The sequence below is a fragment of the Peribacillus sp. NPDC055009 genome, assembly GCF_053608705.1.
In genome coordinates this window covers 103,425-119,797 of sequence record NZ_JBSGVZ010000011.1, presented here as the reverse complement: position 1 = coordinate 119,797, position 16,373 = coordinate 103,425, and the positions used below count along the sequence as shown (strand labels likewise).

Annotated in this window: 12 protein-coding genes, 1 riboswitch and 1 other annotated feature; of the genes, 7 read left to right on the top strand and 5 right to left on the bottom strand. The window is 42.7% G+C overall.

All coding sequences use genetic code 11. The features are described from left to right. Positions 1-583: 583 nt before the first annotated feature. A complete protein-coding gene (gene pckA / locus ACWF5P_RS17325; protein WP_101225563.1) occupies positions 584-2,170 on the bottom strand; it encodes a phosphoenolpyruvate carboxykinase (ATP) in 1,587 nt (528 codons plus the stop codon). Between the two features lie 472 nt (positions 2,171-2,642). Beyond that, positions 2,643-2,804, top strand: a riboswitch (SAM riboswitch). A gap of 163 nt (positions 2,805-2,967) precedes the next feature. Here pckA and metK point away from each other — a divergent pair. Then, a complete protein-coding gene (metK, locus tag ACWF5P_RS17320) occupies positions 2,968-4,161 on the top strand; it encodes a methionine adenosyltransferase (protein WP_241594195.1) in 1,194 nt (397 codons plus the stop codon). 384 nt (positions 4,162-4,545) lie between these two features. Here metK and ACWF5P_RS17315 read toward each other — a convergent pair whose 3' ends face one another. Then, positions 4,546-5,064 (bottom strand): gamma carbonic anhydrase, encoded by a 519-nt coding sequence (locus ACWF5P_RS17315; protein WP_063234974.1) that lies wholly within the window; start codon positions 5,062-5,064, stop codon positions 4,546-4,548. Positions 5,065-5,274: 210 nt separating this feature from the next. Between ACWF5P_RS17315 and ACWF5P_RS17310 the strand changes: the two genes are divergently transcribed. Further along, positions 5,275-6,078, top strand: coding sequence for an alpha/beta hydrolase (locus ACWF5P_RS17310; RefSeq protein WP_101225561.1), 804 nt, complete (start codon positions 5,275-5,277; stop codon positions 6,076-6,078). Between the two features lie 68 nt (positions 6,079-6,146). On the opposite strand, the gene ACWF5P_RS17305 is transcribed toward ACWF5P_RS17310, so the two are convergent. From ACWF5P_RS17305 to ACWF5P_RS17295, 3 genes are all read right to left on the bottom strand, one after another. Then, positions 6,147-6,542: a hypothetical protein gene (locus tag ACWF5P_RS17305; protein ID WP_434167966.1), complete on the bottom strand. Its 396-nt coding sequence runs from the start codon at positions 6,540-6,542 to the stop codon at positions 6,147-6,149. 135 nt (positions 6,543-6,677) lie between these two features. Further along, positions 6,678-7,250, bottom strand: coding sequence for a class I SAM-dependent methyltransferase (locus tag ACWF5P_RS17300; RefSeq protein WP_434167965.1), 573 nt, complete (start codon positions 7,248-7,250; stop codon positions 6,678-6,680). Beyond that, positions 7,247-8,206, bottom strand: a complete 960-nt coding sequence (locus tag ACWF5P_RS17295) for a TIGR01212 family radical SAM protein (protein WP_101225558.1) — start codon at positions 8,204-8,206, stop codon at positions 7,247-7,249. Before ACWF5P_RS17295 ends, ACWF5P_RS17300 begins: the two co-directional genes overlap by 4 nt. Before the next feature lie 168 nt (positions 8,207-8,374). Between ACWF5P_RS17295 and ACWF5P_RS17290 the strand changes: the two genes are divergently transcribed. The 5 genes from ACWF5P_RS17290 (at position 8,375) to ACWF5P_RS17270 (ending at position 16,342) form a co-directional block, all read left to right on the top strand. Next, entirely contained in the window at positions 8,375-8,881 is a 507-nt protein-coding gene (locus ACWF5P_RS17290; protein ID WP_063234889.1) for an SMI1/KNR4 family protein, read from the top strand. A 95-nt stretch (positions 8,882-8,976) separates the two neighbouring features. After that, positions 8,977-9,240 carry a DUF2524 family protein gene (locus ACWF5P_RS17285; protein WP_101225556.1) on the top strand — a complete coding sequence of 88 codons (264 nt, stop codon included), beginning with the start codon at positions 8,977-8,979 and terminating at the stop codon, positions 9,238-9,240. 153 nt (positions 9,241-9,393) lie between these two features. Then, positions 9,394-9,624, top strand: a binding site (T-box leader). Positions 9,625-9,677: 53 nt separating this feature from the next. Further along, the gene (gene leuS / locus ACWF5P_RS17280) at positions 9,678-12,092 is read left to right on the top strand and encodes a leucine--tRNA ligase (protein WP_434167963.1); all 2,415 of its coding nucleotides are present in this window, start codon (positions 9,678-9,680) and stop codon (positions 12,090-12,092) included. A gap of 334 nt (positions 12,093-12,426) precedes the next feature. Beyond that, positions 12,427-15,594: an Ig-like domain-containing protein gene (locus tag ACWF5P_RS17275; protein WP_434167961.1), complete on the top strand. Its 3,168-nt coding sequence runs from the start codon at positions 12,427-12,429 to the stop codon at positions 15,592-15,594. Between the two features lie 256 nt (positions 15,595-15,850). Continuing rightward, positions 15,851-16,342: a DUF2712 domain-containing protein gene (locus tag ACWF5P_RS17270; protein ID WP_434167960.1), complete on the top strand. Its 492-nt coding sequence runs from the start codon at positions 15,851-15,853 to the stop codon at positions 16,340-16,342. Positions 16,343-16,373 lie beyond the last annotated feature (31 nt).

Sequence of the window (16,373 nt, the reverse complement as noted above, 5' to 3'; positions counted from 1 at the left end):
AAATCGACCTACAGGGCACTAAATTCGACCGTTGTCGCAGAAAATCGACCTACAGGGCACTAAATTCGACCGTTGTCGCAGAAAATCGACCTACAGGGTACTAAATTCGACCGTTGTCGCAGAAAATCGACCTACACGGTACTATATTCGACCGTTGTCGCAGAAAATCGACGTACACGGCACTAAATTCGACCGTTCACCGCAGAAAATCGACCTACAGGGCACTAAATTCGACCGTTGTCGCAGAAAATCGACCTACAGGGCACTAAATTCGACCGTCCACGAATTTATTCGATCTACACCTAACTATTCGGACTCCGAAGCATTTATTTTTTAAGGTCCACGAATTATATCCGCATCATTTCCGCCGGCTGTCTGCCAAGACTCCTCGCTGATGTATCTAGCGGGGTTTTGGATAGCGAGTGGCAGGAGTGTAGCAAATTTCTGAGGATTCCATTCAAAAAGTAAACAATGAATGAAGGATAACGAAGAAATGTTTTGAAATCATGGTTCGGGATGAGACATTTCTTGTCGACAAACTGAAAGGACCAAGCAAGAGCTTGGTCCTTTTGTGTACAATTTATTAAGCTGTCGGTCCGCCAAGTTCTTCGATTTCACTTGGAACGCTGCCGAATTTCTTGAAGTTAGCACGGAATTGTGCGGCAAGGTCCGTTGCTGCTTCTTTATAAGCGGCAGGATCTGCCCAAGTCTTGATTGGCTGAAGCACTTCATCAGGAACACCAGGAACATGAAGCGGGATATCCAAGCCGAAGATATCATCTTTGATCGTTTCGATGTTCGCTAATTCACCTTCAAGTGCCGCTTGTACCATTGCACGAGTGTAAGCAAGTTTCATACGGCTTCCAGTTCCGTATGCTCCGCCAGTCCATCCAGTGTTGACAAGGTATACCTTTGCATTGTGCTCGTCAATTTTATCACCAAGCATCTCAGCATAGCGTTGAGCTGGAAGAGGTAAGAATGGAGATCCGAAGCAAGTGGAGAATGTAGCTTCCGGTGAAGTTACGCCTCTTTCAGTACCAGCCAATTTACTAGTGTATCCGCTTAGGAAGTGGAACATTGCCTGTTCTTTGGAAAGCTTGCTGATTGGAGGCAGAACGCCTGAAGCATCAGCTGTTAAGAAAATGATTGTATTTGGATGTCCTGCAATACTTGGGTTCACGATGTTATCGATCGCTTGCATTTGGTAAGCAGCACGAGTGTTTTCAGTCAATGAACTGTCATCATAGTTCGCTTCACGTGTATCCGGATCAACAACAACATTTTCCAATACGGCACCGAAACGGATTGCATCGAAAATTTGTGGTTCTTTTTCACGTGAAAGATTGATCGTTTTCGCATAGCAGCCGCCTTCGATGTTGAATACGCCATTAGAAGACCAGCCGTGCTCGTCATCGCCAATCAGTTTACGGCTAGTGTCTGCTGATAAAGTTGTTTTGCCTGTACCGGACAGACCGAAGAATAAAGCGACGTCCCCTTCACGTCCTACGTTAGCAGAGCAATGCATTGGAAGGATTCCAGCCTCTGGAAGTAAGTAGTTCATGATCGAGAAGATCGATTTTTTCATTTCTCCTGCATATTCGGTTCCGCCGATCAGGATGGTACGTCGTTCAAATGAAACGATGATGAAAGTTTCGGAAGTGGTTCCGTCCACTTCTGGGTCTGCTTTGAAGTTAGGTGCAGAAAGGATTGTGAATTCAGCTTCGTGACCTCTTAGTTCCTCTTCATTTGGACGGATGAACAAAGTATGGGCGAAAAGGTTATGCCAAGCATATTCATTAACAACACGGATTGGAAGACGAGATGATTCGTCTGCACCAGCGAAACCTTTAAAAACAAAAATCTCTTCTTTTGCTTTTAGGTAGTCAACTACTTTATTATATAGTTTATTGAACACATCTTCGGAAATTGGCTGGTTCACTGAACCCCAATCGATTTTATCTTTAACGGATGCTTCTTCCACGATAAATTTATCTTTAGGTGAACGACCAGTATATTTGCCGGTTTCAGCTTTTACTGCGCCGGTTGATGTTAAAACGCCTTCATTTCTGCTTAATACTTTTTCGACCAATTGAGGAACTGAAAGTTGAGTTTGCACATTGTTTCCTGTTAATAACTGGTGTAACTCATTAGAAACATCTACAGAATTCATATATGAGGTACCTTCCTTTGTTTAAGTTTTTAGATTACAATTAGTATAACACATTCATTTAAATAGTCTATACTATTTCTTCTAATTTGTGATTATTTTCAGCTGGACACGTTAATCATTTTATTCCGGCAGGAACCGAGTCAGGATTATCACATATACTTTAATGAAGTCAATTTTATTCCGGCAGGAACCGAGTCAGGATTATCACATATACTTTAATGAAGTCAATTTTATTTTAATAGGAAGTAAGTAAGCAATATATTTCCAATGGTGAAGTCGTTTTTCGTATGCTTAATACTTATTATTAATGGCAATTTCCAACATTTCTATTCGTATTTTGCATTGTAAACCCTTCAAAAACGCTGTATCAACACTTTTTTCAAAAGAAAGCCATACTGGGCGGAAATGTTCTTTTTAGAAAAGCATTGACAAATTCCAACCAGATACGATAATATCTTAAATTGTACGGATTCTCTTATCCCGAGTTGGTGGAGGGACAGGCCCTTTGAAACCCAGCAACCTGCCATATTGAACTTGACTCCAAGATCGATCGCCGAAAATAAAGCGAAGATCTTCAAGGAATAGTGGTGATGGTGCTAACCTGAGCAAGGTAAAAACCCTTGAACGATAAGAGTGAAAGGATAGAAGACAGAATTTTAAACCTTTCCTCATTTGCCAGGGAAGGTTTTTGTGTTTTTCATAAGTAATTCTGTGTCTATAGTTGAAACTAATGAGGGAAACGAGTTCCGTAAAAATCAGGCTTATGCCTACAACATACTAACTTCCAAGGAGGAAATATGATGTCAAAGAAACGTCTATTTACTTCTGAATCTGTTACAGAGGGCCATCCGGACAAAATTTGTGATCAGATTTCAGATTCCATTTTAGATGCTATCCTAGCTAAGGATGCAAATGCACGTGTTGCGTGTGAAACTAGTGTAACAACAGGCCTTGTACTTGTTGCTGGTGAAATTACAACGTCCGCTTACGTGGATATTCCGCGTATCGTTCGTGATACGATTAAAGGAATTGGCTACACACGTGCGAAATACGGTTTCGATGCTGAAACTTGTGCAGTGTTGAGTTCCATTGATGAGCAGTCTGCCGATATCGCAGCTGGAGTCGATAAAGCATTGGAAGCTCGTGAAGGAAACATGTCAGAGGAAGAAATCGATGCAATCGGTGCAGGGGACCAAGGTCTTATGTTCGGATTTGCTTGTAATGAAACAGAAGAGCTTATGCCGCTTCCGATTTCATTGGCGCATAAACTTTCATTCCGCCTGGCTCAAGTTCGTAAAGATGAAACTCTTGCTTACTTACGCCCTGATGGTAAAACACAGGTAACTGTGGAATATGATGAGAATAACCGTCCTGTACGTGTAGATACAATCGTTATCTCTACACAGCATGATGCTGAAATTACGCTTGAACAAATTCAAGCCGATCTAAAAGAACATGTGATCAAAGCGGTCGTTCCAGCTGAATTGATCGATGCTCAAACTAAATACTTCATCAACCCGACTGGCCGTTTCGTAATTGGCGGACCTCAAGGGGATGCTGGTCTTACTGGACGTAAAATCATCGTTGATACTTACGGTGGATACGCTCGTCACGGCGGCGGTGCATTCTCTGGTAAGGATGCTACTAAAGTTGACCGTTCTGCTGCATACGCTGCTCGTTATGTTGCGAAAAACATCGTGGCAGCCGGCCTTGCCGACAAAGCGGAAGTTCAATTGGCATACGCAATCGGTGTGGCAGAGCCTGTATCGATTTCAATTGATACGTTCGGAACTGGTACAGTTAGCGAAGAAGTCCTTGTTGACCTAGTTCGTGCTAACTTCGACCTTCGTCCAGCTGGCATCATCAAAATGCTTGACCTTCGTCGTCCGATCTACAAACAAACAGCTGCTTACGGACACTTTGGCCGTACAGATGTCGATCTTCCATGGGAACGCACGGACAAAGCAGAAACATTAAAAGCACAAGCGTAAATCATATAAAAAAGGTGTCCCGCAATTTGCGGGACACCTTTTTTTTGTGGATTAATTTTGCCGTCAGCGGGAATAATTCAAGAAATCCCAAAGAAATATAAAATACGTGCAAAACTCGTGAGTTAAAGTCGTTTACAAGTTTGTTTGGGTCATCAAATCGTGAGGTTGAAGCGTTACTCGAGAGTTTGTAGCAAGTACTCGAGATTTTAGAGCGTATACTCGAGATTTTAGAGCGTATACTCGAGAGTTTAGAGCGTATACTCATGAGTTTAGAGCATATACTCATGAATTTAGAGCGTATACTCGTGAGTTTGGAGTAAATACTCGTGAATTTGTAGCAAATACTCGAGAGTTTGAGTACAATACTCGTAACTTTCAGTCAATTCACTTTATGCGTTCCGCGGTTTTATAGTATTGTCCTTTTTCGGCATATTCGCGAACGATGCGTTCCATATCCTGGCGATCTTCTTCGTTGATTTCGCGAATGACTTTAGCTGGGCGTCCGAATGCCAGCATGTTCGGTGGAATGACTTTACCTTGTGGAACGAGGCTGCCGGCACCGATGAAGGCTCCTTCGCCGATTTCAGCTTCATCAAGTACAATCGATCCCATGCCGATCAGAGCTCCTTTACGGATTTTACAGCTATGTAAAATGACCTGATGGCCAATGGTTACTTCATCCTCGATGATTAATGGATTATTTGGGCTTTGGTGCAGGACGCTGTTATCCTGTATACTGACTTTTTTCCCGATGATGGTTGGGGATACATCACCGCGAATGACGGAATTGAACCAAATTGATGTTTCGTCGCCAATTTTGACATCACCTGTCACGACAGCATTCTCAGCAATATAAGCGCTTTCGGCGATTTCAGGTTCTTTGCCTTTATACGGATAAATAATCATTTTTAATCATTTCCTTTCCGAAGTGAATGTTTTTATGTATTATTTTAATATACCGTATGCAAATACACTTGGCTATTTATAATAGCAATGTACAACTTGTTAGATTTCTTTTTTGTCGAAAATCACGAATATGGTTATAATTTATATATATTATTTTAACTATCATGGATCGTACACAACAAGTTAAAAGTGAAAGGGGGATTTCGAATGTGGAAATGGGAGACAGAAGGAGACGCAAAGGGCGTCATTGTCATCATTCATGGGGCAATGGAACATCACGGACGTTATAAGTGGGTAACACAAATGTGGCTTTCGGCTGGATACCATGTCGTCATGGGCGACCTTCCTGGGCAGGGTATGACAACTCGCGCCTACCGGGGACATATCGATTCCTTTGATGAGTATTTGGACGAAGTGAAAAGCTGGATAGAAGAGGCTTACGAATATTCGTTGCCGGTCTTTTTACTTGGACACAGCATGGGCGGTTTGATTTCGATACGCCTTCTTCAGGAAGAGGAATGGGACATTGCAGGGGTGATTCTTTCTTCTCCATGCTTGGGCCTCGTGACGAAACCGCCGAAGTTCCTGACAACCATCTCGCATGGTTTGAATATCGTGATGCCTAAGTTCAGGGTTGAATCCGGATTGACACCTGAAATGGCGACGAGAAGTGCGGAAATTCGTGAATCCGATAGAAATGATACATTATATATCACAAAGGTTTCGGTTCGCTGGTATCGCGAGCTTGCACAGGCTATGAAGGATGCTTTTGAAGAAATTCCTGATTTCCAGGATGTGCCGCTTTTGGTCATGCAGGGCGGAGATGACCGAGTCGTGAACAAGAAGGCGGTTCGTGAGTGGTTTAATTATAACTTGGCCAGTGAAAAGCAATATAAGGAATGGCCTAAGCTATATCATGAAATCTTCAATGAACCAGAACGTGATGATGTATTTCAATATGCGCTGAGTTTTGTTGAGAACCGTTTAAAAATATTAGGGTATGTCGTTTGATCAGTACATACTTCAGGATAAATAAAAAACTGCCGAGGTTAGACCTTTGGCAGTTTTTTTTATTTGAATCAGCCTGCGCTTTTAAGCAATTCGTTTGACTTGATCACCGGGGCCCAGTAAGTAACCGGGTACATAAATTGGTTCAAGTGTGTAAGTTCTTTTTTATTCGATAATGCGGTGGATAGAAGATAGATGGATTTGAAGGTTAAGTCATTGGCGAATAGGTCCAAAAGCGTCGCTTTCATATTCATGATCGCTTCATGGTTTTGAGTGGAAATCATTAAATCGAGCTGTGGCAGGAACCTATCAAAATGGTGATCGAATTGTTTGAGGTCCTCCATGGTTTTTTGGTTTTCTGTCAACGAGTTAAGCGAGCTGACAAACTCCCCGTATTGTTCACTTGAATCCCTTTTGATTTTTTCAGTTAATATATCCGTCAGTAATGAAGTAGGCAAATGTTCCATTTTCTGCACCCTCTTATCTATTTTCTATCATTATAATCATTATAGACGAAAAATTCAAAATGTTGTGATTGGTAATTCTGCTTCTGCGAGTTGGGATTGAAAAAACACCGTTCGTTCGAACGGTGTCAAAAGTCATCATCTTTTTTCAATCGCGACAATGAATGGCGGATTGTTTGATTGGTTGATGAACCCGTATTTCAGGATATGGGCTTTCTGTTGAGGGAAGTTCTGTACATAATCCATCAATGCATCCCGTTCTGCCGATCCCCCTGGATGACCATGGTAAATGACGAGGATGATGATGCCTTCAGGTGCCAGCAATTCGAATAGCTGTTCAATGGCTGATATCGTCGTATCGGCTTGGGTGATGATTAATTTGTCACCACCAGGAAGGTAGCCCAGGTTGAATATGGCACCCGTGACCTTTCCGGAATGCTCTTTCCTGATGTATTTGCTCAAATGTTGATGCCCATCGTGAATGAGGGTGCAGCACTCTTGTAAATTCTCGGCCTTTAGTTTCGCCGCTGTGGTTTGAATTGCTTCTTTTTGAATATCAAAACTATAGACATGCCCGTTTTCACCTGTAAGTCCTGCAAGAAAGACCGTATCAAAACCGTTGCCCATCGTGCAATCAATGGTTATATCCCCGGGATGGACCGCTTTTTCCAGCAGAATCCTGGCGAATGGCAAAATTCGATCAAGCTTCATGATTGTACCTCCGTGTGATGATTTTTTCCCTGCCAGCTGTTGCGGCGTTTCAATTCGGCGTCAATGGCATTCAAGACATCCCATTTATTGACGCTCCACATTGGACCGATCATCAAATCGATCGGACCGTCACCCGTAATGCGGTGAACGATCATTTCTGGAGGGATTATTTCCAGCTGGTCGCATACCAGGCTGACATAATCGTCACGGTCAAGAAACTCGAGCAGGCCTTTTTCGTATTGTTTGACCATCGGTGTCCCTTTTAATAAATGAAGTAAATGGATCTTTATCCCCTGCACATCGAGTTTGGCAACTTCCCGGGCTGTTTCCAGCATCATGCCGTAATCTTCCTGAGGAAGGCCATTGATGATATGGGAGCATATGCGGATGCCGTGTTTCCGCAGTTTATCGACGCCTTCTTTGTAGCAATCGAAATCATGGGCACGGTTAATCATCGTCGCGGTCTTTTCATGGACCGTCTGGAGACCCAACTCCACCCAAAGGTAGGTCCGTTCGTTCAATTCGGCTAAATACTCGACTACATCATCTGGAAGGCAATCCGGACGTGTCGCAATGGAGAGCCCGACGACACCCTCCTGGGTCAATACACTTTCATATTTTTCGCGAAGTTCTTCCACTGGGGCATGCGTATTCGTGAACGCTTGGAAATAGGCCATATATTTTCCATCTTTCCATTTATGATGCATCCGTTCGCTGATCTTCTGAAACTGAACGTCGAGGGGTTCAACCCTGCTGCCCGCAAAGTCACCAGAGCCTGAGGCACTGCAGAAGGTACAGCCGCCATGCGCGACGGTGCCATCACGGTTCGGGCAGTCAAAACCGCCATCCAGGGCAACTTTAAAAACCTTATGTCCAAAATGTTCCCTCAGGTGGTAATTCCATGTATGATATCGTTTGTTATCCGTTGCATATATAAACGGGTTTGCCTGATTCAAATCAGCAACCTCCTAAATAAATTAAATCGCAACATATATTATACAACATTCTCGCAGCTAGGTCTTTTTTTGAAAAATAAGCGTATACTGTATACTTGAGGGCTAAACATTTTGCTGCTATTTCCAGTATATCTTTGAATGACTATATCCAATCGGGAGCTGATGGACATGACCGGTCAAGTTGAAGAAGCGATTAATCAAATGAAAAAGAAATTAGCCGAAAATAATCAGGTGATCGAAGTAAATGAAGATGGATTCATATACAAAGCCACTTGCACCTTCAATTCACCTGCTTCGGATGAACAAATTCATTCCTTTGAAAAGAAAACCGGACTGCTTCTGCCCGAGGATTATAAGGAGTTTTTAAAAATAACCAATGGATGCCGTCTGTTCGATAATGTGGAATCGGGCGGGGAAAATGATTTATACAGCCTGGATGATATTATTAATTACACATATGAAAATTCCTATGAGGGATGCTATAAAGTGGCCTGCATTTATCAAGATAATATCGTCATTGATGGGGAAGCCGTTGCTAAAGGCGATAAAGAGTATTTAATGGTAAAAGGCCATATAGATGATTTTGAAGAAGGCGAGAAACTCCACATGGGTTTTGCCGAATGGATTGAGCAATTCATTTCCCATCAAGGTGAGAAGTTTTGGGATAAAGGTTGATTGCTCAAAAAAAATGATAATCCACCCGTTATTTGCTCAAACTAGACAAGATGATTCCGAATCATCCAAATGAGACGCGAAGGAGAGGGTTTGAAATGGCAACCAGACAATCCGTCGATCATTTTTTAGAGCAATGTGAAGGTGCTCTCCATTTTGCAGAGTTTGAATTTAACGAGGCTTCACGGCAGGAGCATTATGATGATGAACAATTTCAAAATTCGCAAAGGTATATCGAAGAGGCTTTGACGGACATGGAACGATTGTATGCCAGTTCGAATGACCAGCAACGAGAAATGCTTTCGCGGATGAAGCAGCAGTTGAATCAATTGAGGAATGAAATGACTTTACTGCGACATTAAATGGAAGCAAGGGAGCTATGAATGAATAGCTCCCTTTTTTGCACGAATTTTCCTGAATTCGCATATATAATGAAAAACCTGTCGATAATGTTTATGTACGGCTATTGCAATTATCGGTGAAATTGACTAGAATGAAATAAAATCAATATTCTCATAAAGACTATGATGAGGAATAGTAGCGGTTTAAACCAGTAAAGAGAGTTGACGGGTGGTGCAAGTCAACCTGGGACGGTCGCGAACTCGCCTTGGAGTCCCGGGTGTGAATTAATAAGTAATGCCTGGCGTTTTAATCCATGTTACGGATGTTTTAAGCTGGGCGGATTTTAGCTATCGCCAATGTGGGTGGTACCGCGGGAAGATATACATAATCCTCTCGTCCCTATTTTGGGATGAGGGGTTTTTTATTGTTTTTTATACGGAAATTAGGAGGAAATCATATGAGTTTTGACCATAGAAGCATAGAAACGAAATGGCAAAAGTATTGGGAAGGCAATAAGACATTCAAAACGGGTGAAGAAAGCGGCAAACGCAAATTCTACGCGCTGGATATGTTCCCATATCCTTCAGGGGCAGGTCTTCATGTGGGGCACCCGGAAGGTTATACGGCAAGCGATATCCTGGCACGGATGAAACGGGCGCAGGGGTATAATGTATTGCATCCGATCGGCTGGGACGCTTTTGGACTTCCGGCAGAGCAATATGCGATCGATACGGGAAATGATCCAGCCGAATTCACGGAGCACAACATCAACACGTTCCGCCGCCAAATCAAAGCCCTAGGTTTTTCTTATGACTGGGATCGCGAAATAAACACGACAGATCCCGACTATTACAAATGGACGCAATGGATTTTCTTGAAATTATATGAAAAGGGCCTTGCATATATTGATGAAGTTGCAGTTAACTGGTGTCCGGCACTTGGCACGGTATTGGCTAATGAAGAAGTCATCGATGGGAAAAGTGAGCGTGGGGGCCATCCGGTTGAGCGTCGCCCGATGAAACAGTGGATGCTTCGTATCACTGCGTATGCAGACCGCTTGATCGACGATCTGAACGATGTGGATTGGCCGGAAAACATCAAGGATATGCAGCGTAACTGGATTGGCCGTTCCGAGGGAGCGGAGGTTACTTTCGATATTGATGGCTTTGATGATACATTCACGGTGTTCACGACTCGTCCGGATACGTTATTTGGTGCAACATATGCCGTATTGGCACCTGAACATCCGTTTGTCGATAAAATTACCACGGCTGATCAAAGGGCGGCAGTTGAAGCCTACTTAGATGAAGTGAAACATAAAAGCGACTTAGAAAGAACAGACTTGGCCAAGGATAAATCAGGCGTGTTCACGGGGGCTTATGCCATTAACCCGGTAAACGGCGAAAAAATGCCGATCTGGATAGCCGATTACGTGTTGATCAGCTATGGAACGGGTGCGATCATGGCGGTTCCTGCCCATGATGAGCGTGATTATGAATTTGCAGTCAAGTTCGACTTGCCGATCAAGGAAGTCGTAGCTGGCGGAGATGTGACAAGTGAAGCATATACAGGCGATGGACTTCATGTGAATTCGGAATTCCTTGATGGATTGAATAAAGAAGAAGGCATTTCGACGATGATCAAATGGCTGGAAGAAAAAGAAATCGGTACGAAGAAAATAACATACCGTCTTCGCGACTGGTTATTCAGCCGTCAGCGTTACTGGGGTGAACCGATTCCGATCATCCATTGGGAAGACGGCACGATGTCTGCAGTGAAGGAAGAAGATCTTCCATTGATTTTACCGAAAGCTACGGACATCAAGCCTTCAGGTACAGGCGAATCACCACTTGCAAACATATCGGAATGGGTGAATGTAACGGATGAAAATGGACGAAAAGGGCGCCGTGAGACAAACACGATGCCACAGTGGGCAGGCAGCAGCTGGTACTTCCTTCGTTATATCGATCCGGACAACAAGGAAGCACTTGCAGATCCTGAAAAATTAAAAGAATGGATGCCGGTCGACATTTATATTGGCGGCGCTGAGCATGCGGTGCTTCACTTGCTTTACGCTCGTTTCTGGCATAAATTCCTGTACGATATCGGTGTCGTGCCAACGAAGGAGCCATTCCAAAACCTATTTAACCAAGGAATGATCCTTGGCGAGAATAATGAAAAAATGAGTAAATCAAAAGGGAATGTCGTGAACCCGGATGATATCGTTGAAAGCCATGGTGCCGATACACTTCGCATGTACGAAATGTTCATGGGGCCATTGGATGCTTCGATTGCCTGGTCCACAAACGGATTGGACGGTTCCCGCCGATTCCTTGACCGTATCTGGCGTTTATTAGTCAACGATGATGGTACGATCACAGATAAGATGACCGAAACGGATGACACGGGCAAGCTTGAAAAAGTCTATCATCAAACGGTTAAAAAAGTGACCGAGAACTATGAGGAATTGAAATTCAATACGGCGATATCACAATTGATGGTATTCATTAATGATGCTTATAAAGCGGATTCGCTTCCTAAAGTATATATCGAAGGCTTCGTAAAGCTGCTTGCACCAGTTGCACCTCACATTGCCGAGGAGCTTTGGTCTAAACTGGGCCATTCCGAGAGCATCACGTACGGTACATGGCCGGCGTTCGACGAAGCTAAGTTAGTGGATAACGAAGTCGAAATCGTCATCCAAATCAACGGAAAAGTCAAAGCGAAATTAATGGTGCCGACTGACACTACGAGAGAAAAACTGGAAGAAATCGCGATGGGTGATGATTCCATCAAAGAACAAATCGATGGGAAAACCATTCGTAAAGTGATTGCCGTACCAGGCAAATTAGTCAATATCGTCGCAAACTAAATAAAAATGATTGGAAGCTGTCCCGCATATTTTTCTGCTGGGACAGCTTTTTTTCGTGGCATTGGCTGACCATAGGAATTAGGTCATGTTAGGATTCTCACCGATTTAAATCTAATAGCGATCAATCTACCAATTAGGCATACTATCGTCATGAGAGGAACATCGGAACGCAAATATCTTGCTTAATTGGTTCATGCGAATCATTTTTCAGCTCTATGGCCAAATAAATTAAGCATTTGACATAAAAAAGGGAAAAAATTGGTTGATAAAATTTTACAGTGTGATAGTTTGGTATAGTACTGTTATTTTTTAACCAATTATTGGAGGGAAAACCGTGAAATTTAAGAATGTGAGTCGAATTACGGCGTGTGCACTTATTTTTGCACTGATATTCAGCTTGATGGTTCCACTGAATTCTCAAGCTGCAGCTGCAACACCCATTGAAAATGTAAAAGCGATTAAAAATGGGGACACTCTGGACGGAAAGTTTGAAAAACCGGATGTTCAATGGTACCAAATCAGTCCCACAACAGAAGAAGTACAAAAGTTCTCCCATATTGAGTTCGAAGTCAATTCGGACAAAATCTTGAATATCTCCGTTTATCAAGATAAAGAAAAAGCAGAAAAAGATGAGAGCAATTATATTGTCTCTTCTTATCCTGATGAAAAAGCCGTAGTCGATTTCCCATATGCTTGGGAAGGCACATATTATGTTAAAGTTGAATATTTCGGCGATACGGATGATGAGGGAAATCCCATCCCGGATGCGGAAAATGTAGCTGAATACTCCATCAATGCGCATTCAGTGACATTGCCGCCATCTGCCGGGGACGAAGGGGAGGAGCTAGAATCTTGCCCGGTTGAAGTGAGTGTAAATGATAAGAAAACGGGAGAATCCATGTTGAAAACACTCCGCGTGTTTAGAGATGAAGTTCTCACGAAGTCGTCTGAGGGACGTACCCTTTCCTCTTTATATTATAAAGCTTCGCCATTCCTGGCCCTTCATCTGGCTGGTAATAAAACGGCAAGGGAAGCCGTTTATAATCACTTAGTCGAGATTAAGCCCCTTATCGAGGATCTTAATGAAAATGGAGCAAGCAGTACGGCAGTCATTAGCAACAAGCAGCAAGAGGCGATTAAGGCCTTATTCAATAAATCGGCAGACGTTGCTCCGGCCGGATTGAAAAAGGATATGGACGCCATTGCAAAGAAAATCAATCTTGATAAACTTGCGGGTGAGAGAATCGTCGATATCGCAAGCAAAGCGGGAATCGAACTTCCTGCTTCGAAAAATGTAAAGAATAAATATATCGTCAAACTTAAACCAGGGAAGTCATTAAGCGCTGTCCAATCCAAGATAAGCGGAAAAGGATATGGAACATTATCGGCGCCTAAGCAACAAGAGGTTCTGTATGATGATATGTATGTTGTAGAGTTAAAGAACCAAGCTAAAATGAGCACAGCAGCTCTATCCGGTATCGAAAAACTTCCAGAAGTGGAATATATCGAAGCGGTAAAAACGTACAAAGCACTTTCTGCCGACATTCAATCTCCGTATCAATGGTCTTTAGATAACGCCGGCGGGGAAGAAGGCATTAAGGGAGCGGACATTGATAACGAAAAACTGCAGAACCTTATTAAGAAACGTAATTTAAAAGATACGTTGGTAGCGGTTATCGACACAGGTGTCGATGATTCACTGGCGGATCTACAGAGTGTCGTTGAAATGGAGTCCGGTAAGAATTTCATCGATAAGAAAGAAAAAGCAATCGATGACAATGGTCATGGTACACATGTATCCGGAATCATCGCTGCCAAAGCAGATAACGGTTATTCTATGCAAGGAATCAATCCAGTAGCTAAAATCATGCCTGTGAAGGTATTGGATTCTTCAGGTTATGGAGACAATGAGAAAATTGCTCTAGGCATTAAATATGCCGTGGATCATGGTGCAAAGGTCATAAACCTTAGCTTGGGCGGAGAATATAGCAGGACGATTGAATATGCCTTGAAACATGCCGCTGCCAAGAATGTAATGGTTGTCGTAGCAAGCGGTAATGATGGTATGGAAGGTCTTTCTTATCCTGCATCATCAAAATATGCCATATCAGTCGGTGCAACCAATGCCCTTGATTTAGTATCCGACTATTCCAATTATGGATCGAAGTTGGACATGGTCGCTCCGGGAACAGCCATTCCGAGTCTTGTGCCTAACGGGAATGTTACTTACATGGATGGTACATCAATGGCAGCTCCCCATGTTGCGGCAGCCACGGCCTTATTATTATCCGGAAACCCTGGGTTGAAAGTGAATGAAGTAAGGGAAATCCTTCATGAGACATCGGAATATGTCGCTTTTGAAGAAGAAGATAATGTAGACCCTTATGAGGGCTATGAACCAGAAGATGGAGAAATCATCATACCGGAAGAAGAACTTCCTGTCGGGAAAGATTTAGTCTCCGGATATGGAAGGCTGAATGCTTACAGTGCTCTTAGTGCAGTGGATTTACAAGCTAAAGTCAATCTTGTGATGGATACGCAAACAAAACTGACTGGTTCAGCTAAAAAAGGTTCAATAATCGAAGTGAAAAGCGGAAGCAAAACGCTCGGTAAAGGAACGGCGTCATCCAACGGAACGTTCAGCGTTACGATTCCGGTTCAAAAAGCTGCGCAGCAACTTACTGTGAATATCTCTGACTCTTCAAAACTAGCAGTATCATCAATCAAAGTATTCGTGAATAAGGGTGCAACCCCTAACAAGCCAACTGTTAAAGCTTTAAGTGACAAAGATACGTATGTAACGGGTCAATCGCAAGCGGACATGAAAATCTCGATCAAAAATAGTGCCAAAAAAGTGATTGGTTCAGGTAACACGGACAGCAAAGGGAATTTCAAAGTGAAAATCAGCAAGCAAAAGGCCGGCACTAAACTTTCAGTCACGGCTACAGACTTAGCGAAACGTGAAAGCAAGGCGGCAACCGTGACGGTTCTCGATAAAACCGCCCCGGATGCACCGAAAGTGAATGAAGTAAGCGATAAAGCTACTTCAGTAACTGGTAAAGCGGAAATCGGTTCAACCGTTACCGTGAAGCACAGCAATAAAAACATCGGAACGGCAAAAGCTGATAGTAAGGGGAACTTCTCCATCAAGATCAGCAAGAAAAAAGCAGGCTCCGCATTATACGTCTCAGCAAAAGACAAAGCGGGCAATACAGGAAAAGCAGCAAAAGTAACGGTTAAAGATAAAACCGCTCCAGGTACACCGAAAGTGAATGAAGTAAACGATAAAGCAACAAAAGTAACTGGTAAAGCTGAAATCGGTTCAACGGTTACCGTGAAGTACAGCAATAAAAACATCGGAACGGCAAAAGCTGATAGTAAGGGGAATTTCTCCATCAAAATCAGCAAGAAAAAAGCAGGCTCCGCATTATACGTCTCAGCAAAAGACAAAGCGGGCAATACAGGAAAAGCAGCAAAAGTAACCGTAAAGAAAGCTAAATAGCAACAGGGGAAGGCCGTTTAACTACATGTTAAACGGCCTTTTTTTGTGTGAAAACGAATCAAAACACTGCTCCTCATCGGCGGTGTTTTTGCTATGAGCGTGCCTTTTCCGAGCTGTGATGCTAGAAAATGATTTATCATGTGCATTTTCTTCATGATGTCAGATTTGGGATGTCCCATTTTAATTCTGAAACTTCACATACTTGCCGTTCATATATCATTAATCTGTTCAAAAATAAATTCCAGGAGAAAATATGATGAAAAAAAGAAAGGGAAGAGTAATAGCATTAGGTACTATTTTAGCTTGCTCAATCGGGTTAGGAACGCTTTCAGTTGAAGCTGGGAATGAGAATTCGGAATATTCCTTTAAGATTAAGAAAGAGCAAGGCAACGAATATACACGTACAAAGTATCGCCAAACGACTACGGAACGGAATACATGGAAGGTGAGAATGTATCATTCACAAGAAGGTACGAATACTTATACGACTTATTGGTTGGAAAGAAGCGATGGCACGAACGTATCTCCTTCAGTGAAAGTTACAGCAGGTAGCGGCGGTGAAAAAAGTGGGCGCAACCATTATGTTAAAGGCAATGCAGGTGCGAATGCCGCTAAGGTAAGATTAACGGCAGAAAATAATAATTATAGCTCTAGTACCTATACTGTAGACGGATATTGGGATGAAGAGACAGGGAGAATACTACCTGGACAATATAAGACTTATTACACCACTGAATATAATAAATAAAAAATGATGAATATAGTGAAACCACCTTGGA

Excerpts from the sequence above, each read along its gene's own strand:
- pckA (WP_101225563.1), bottom strand. The coding sequence starts at position 2,170 with ATGAATTCTGTAGATGTTTCTAATGAGTTACACCAGTTATTAACAGGA.
- metK (WP_241594195.1), top strand. The coding sequence starts at position 2,968 with ATGATGTCAAAGAAACGTCTATTTACTTCTGAATCTGTTACAGAGGGC.
- ACWF5P_RS17310 (WP_101225561.1), top strand. The coding sequence starts at position 5,275 with ATGTGGAAATGGGAGACAGAAGGAGACGCAAAGGGCGTCATTGTCATC.
- ACWF5P_RS17305 (WP_434167966.1), bottom strand. The coding sequence starts at position 6,542 with ATGGAACATTTGCCTACTTCATTACTGACGGATATATTAACTGAAAAA.
- ACWF5P_RS17300 (WP_434167965.1), bottom strand. The coding sequence starts at position 7,250 with ATGAAGCTTGATCGAATTTTGCCATTCGCCAGGATTCTGCTGGAAAAA.
- ACWF5P_RS17290 (WP_063234889.1), top strand. The coding sequence starts at position 8,375 with ATGACCGGTCAAGTTGAAGAAGCGATTAATCAAATGAAAAAGAAATTA.
- ACWF5P_RS17285 (WP_101225556.1), top strand. The coding sequence starts at position 8,977 with ATGGCAACCAGACAATCCGTCGATCATTTTTTAGAGCAATGTGAAGGT.
- leuS (WP_434167963.1), top strand. The coding sequence starts at position 9,678 with ATGAGTTTTGACCATAGAAGCATAGAAACGAAATGGCAAAAGTATTGG.
- ACWF5P_RS17270 (WP_434167960.1), top strand. The coding sequence starts at position 15,851 with ATGAAAAAAAGAAAGGGAAGAGTAATAGCATTAGGTACTATTTTAGCT.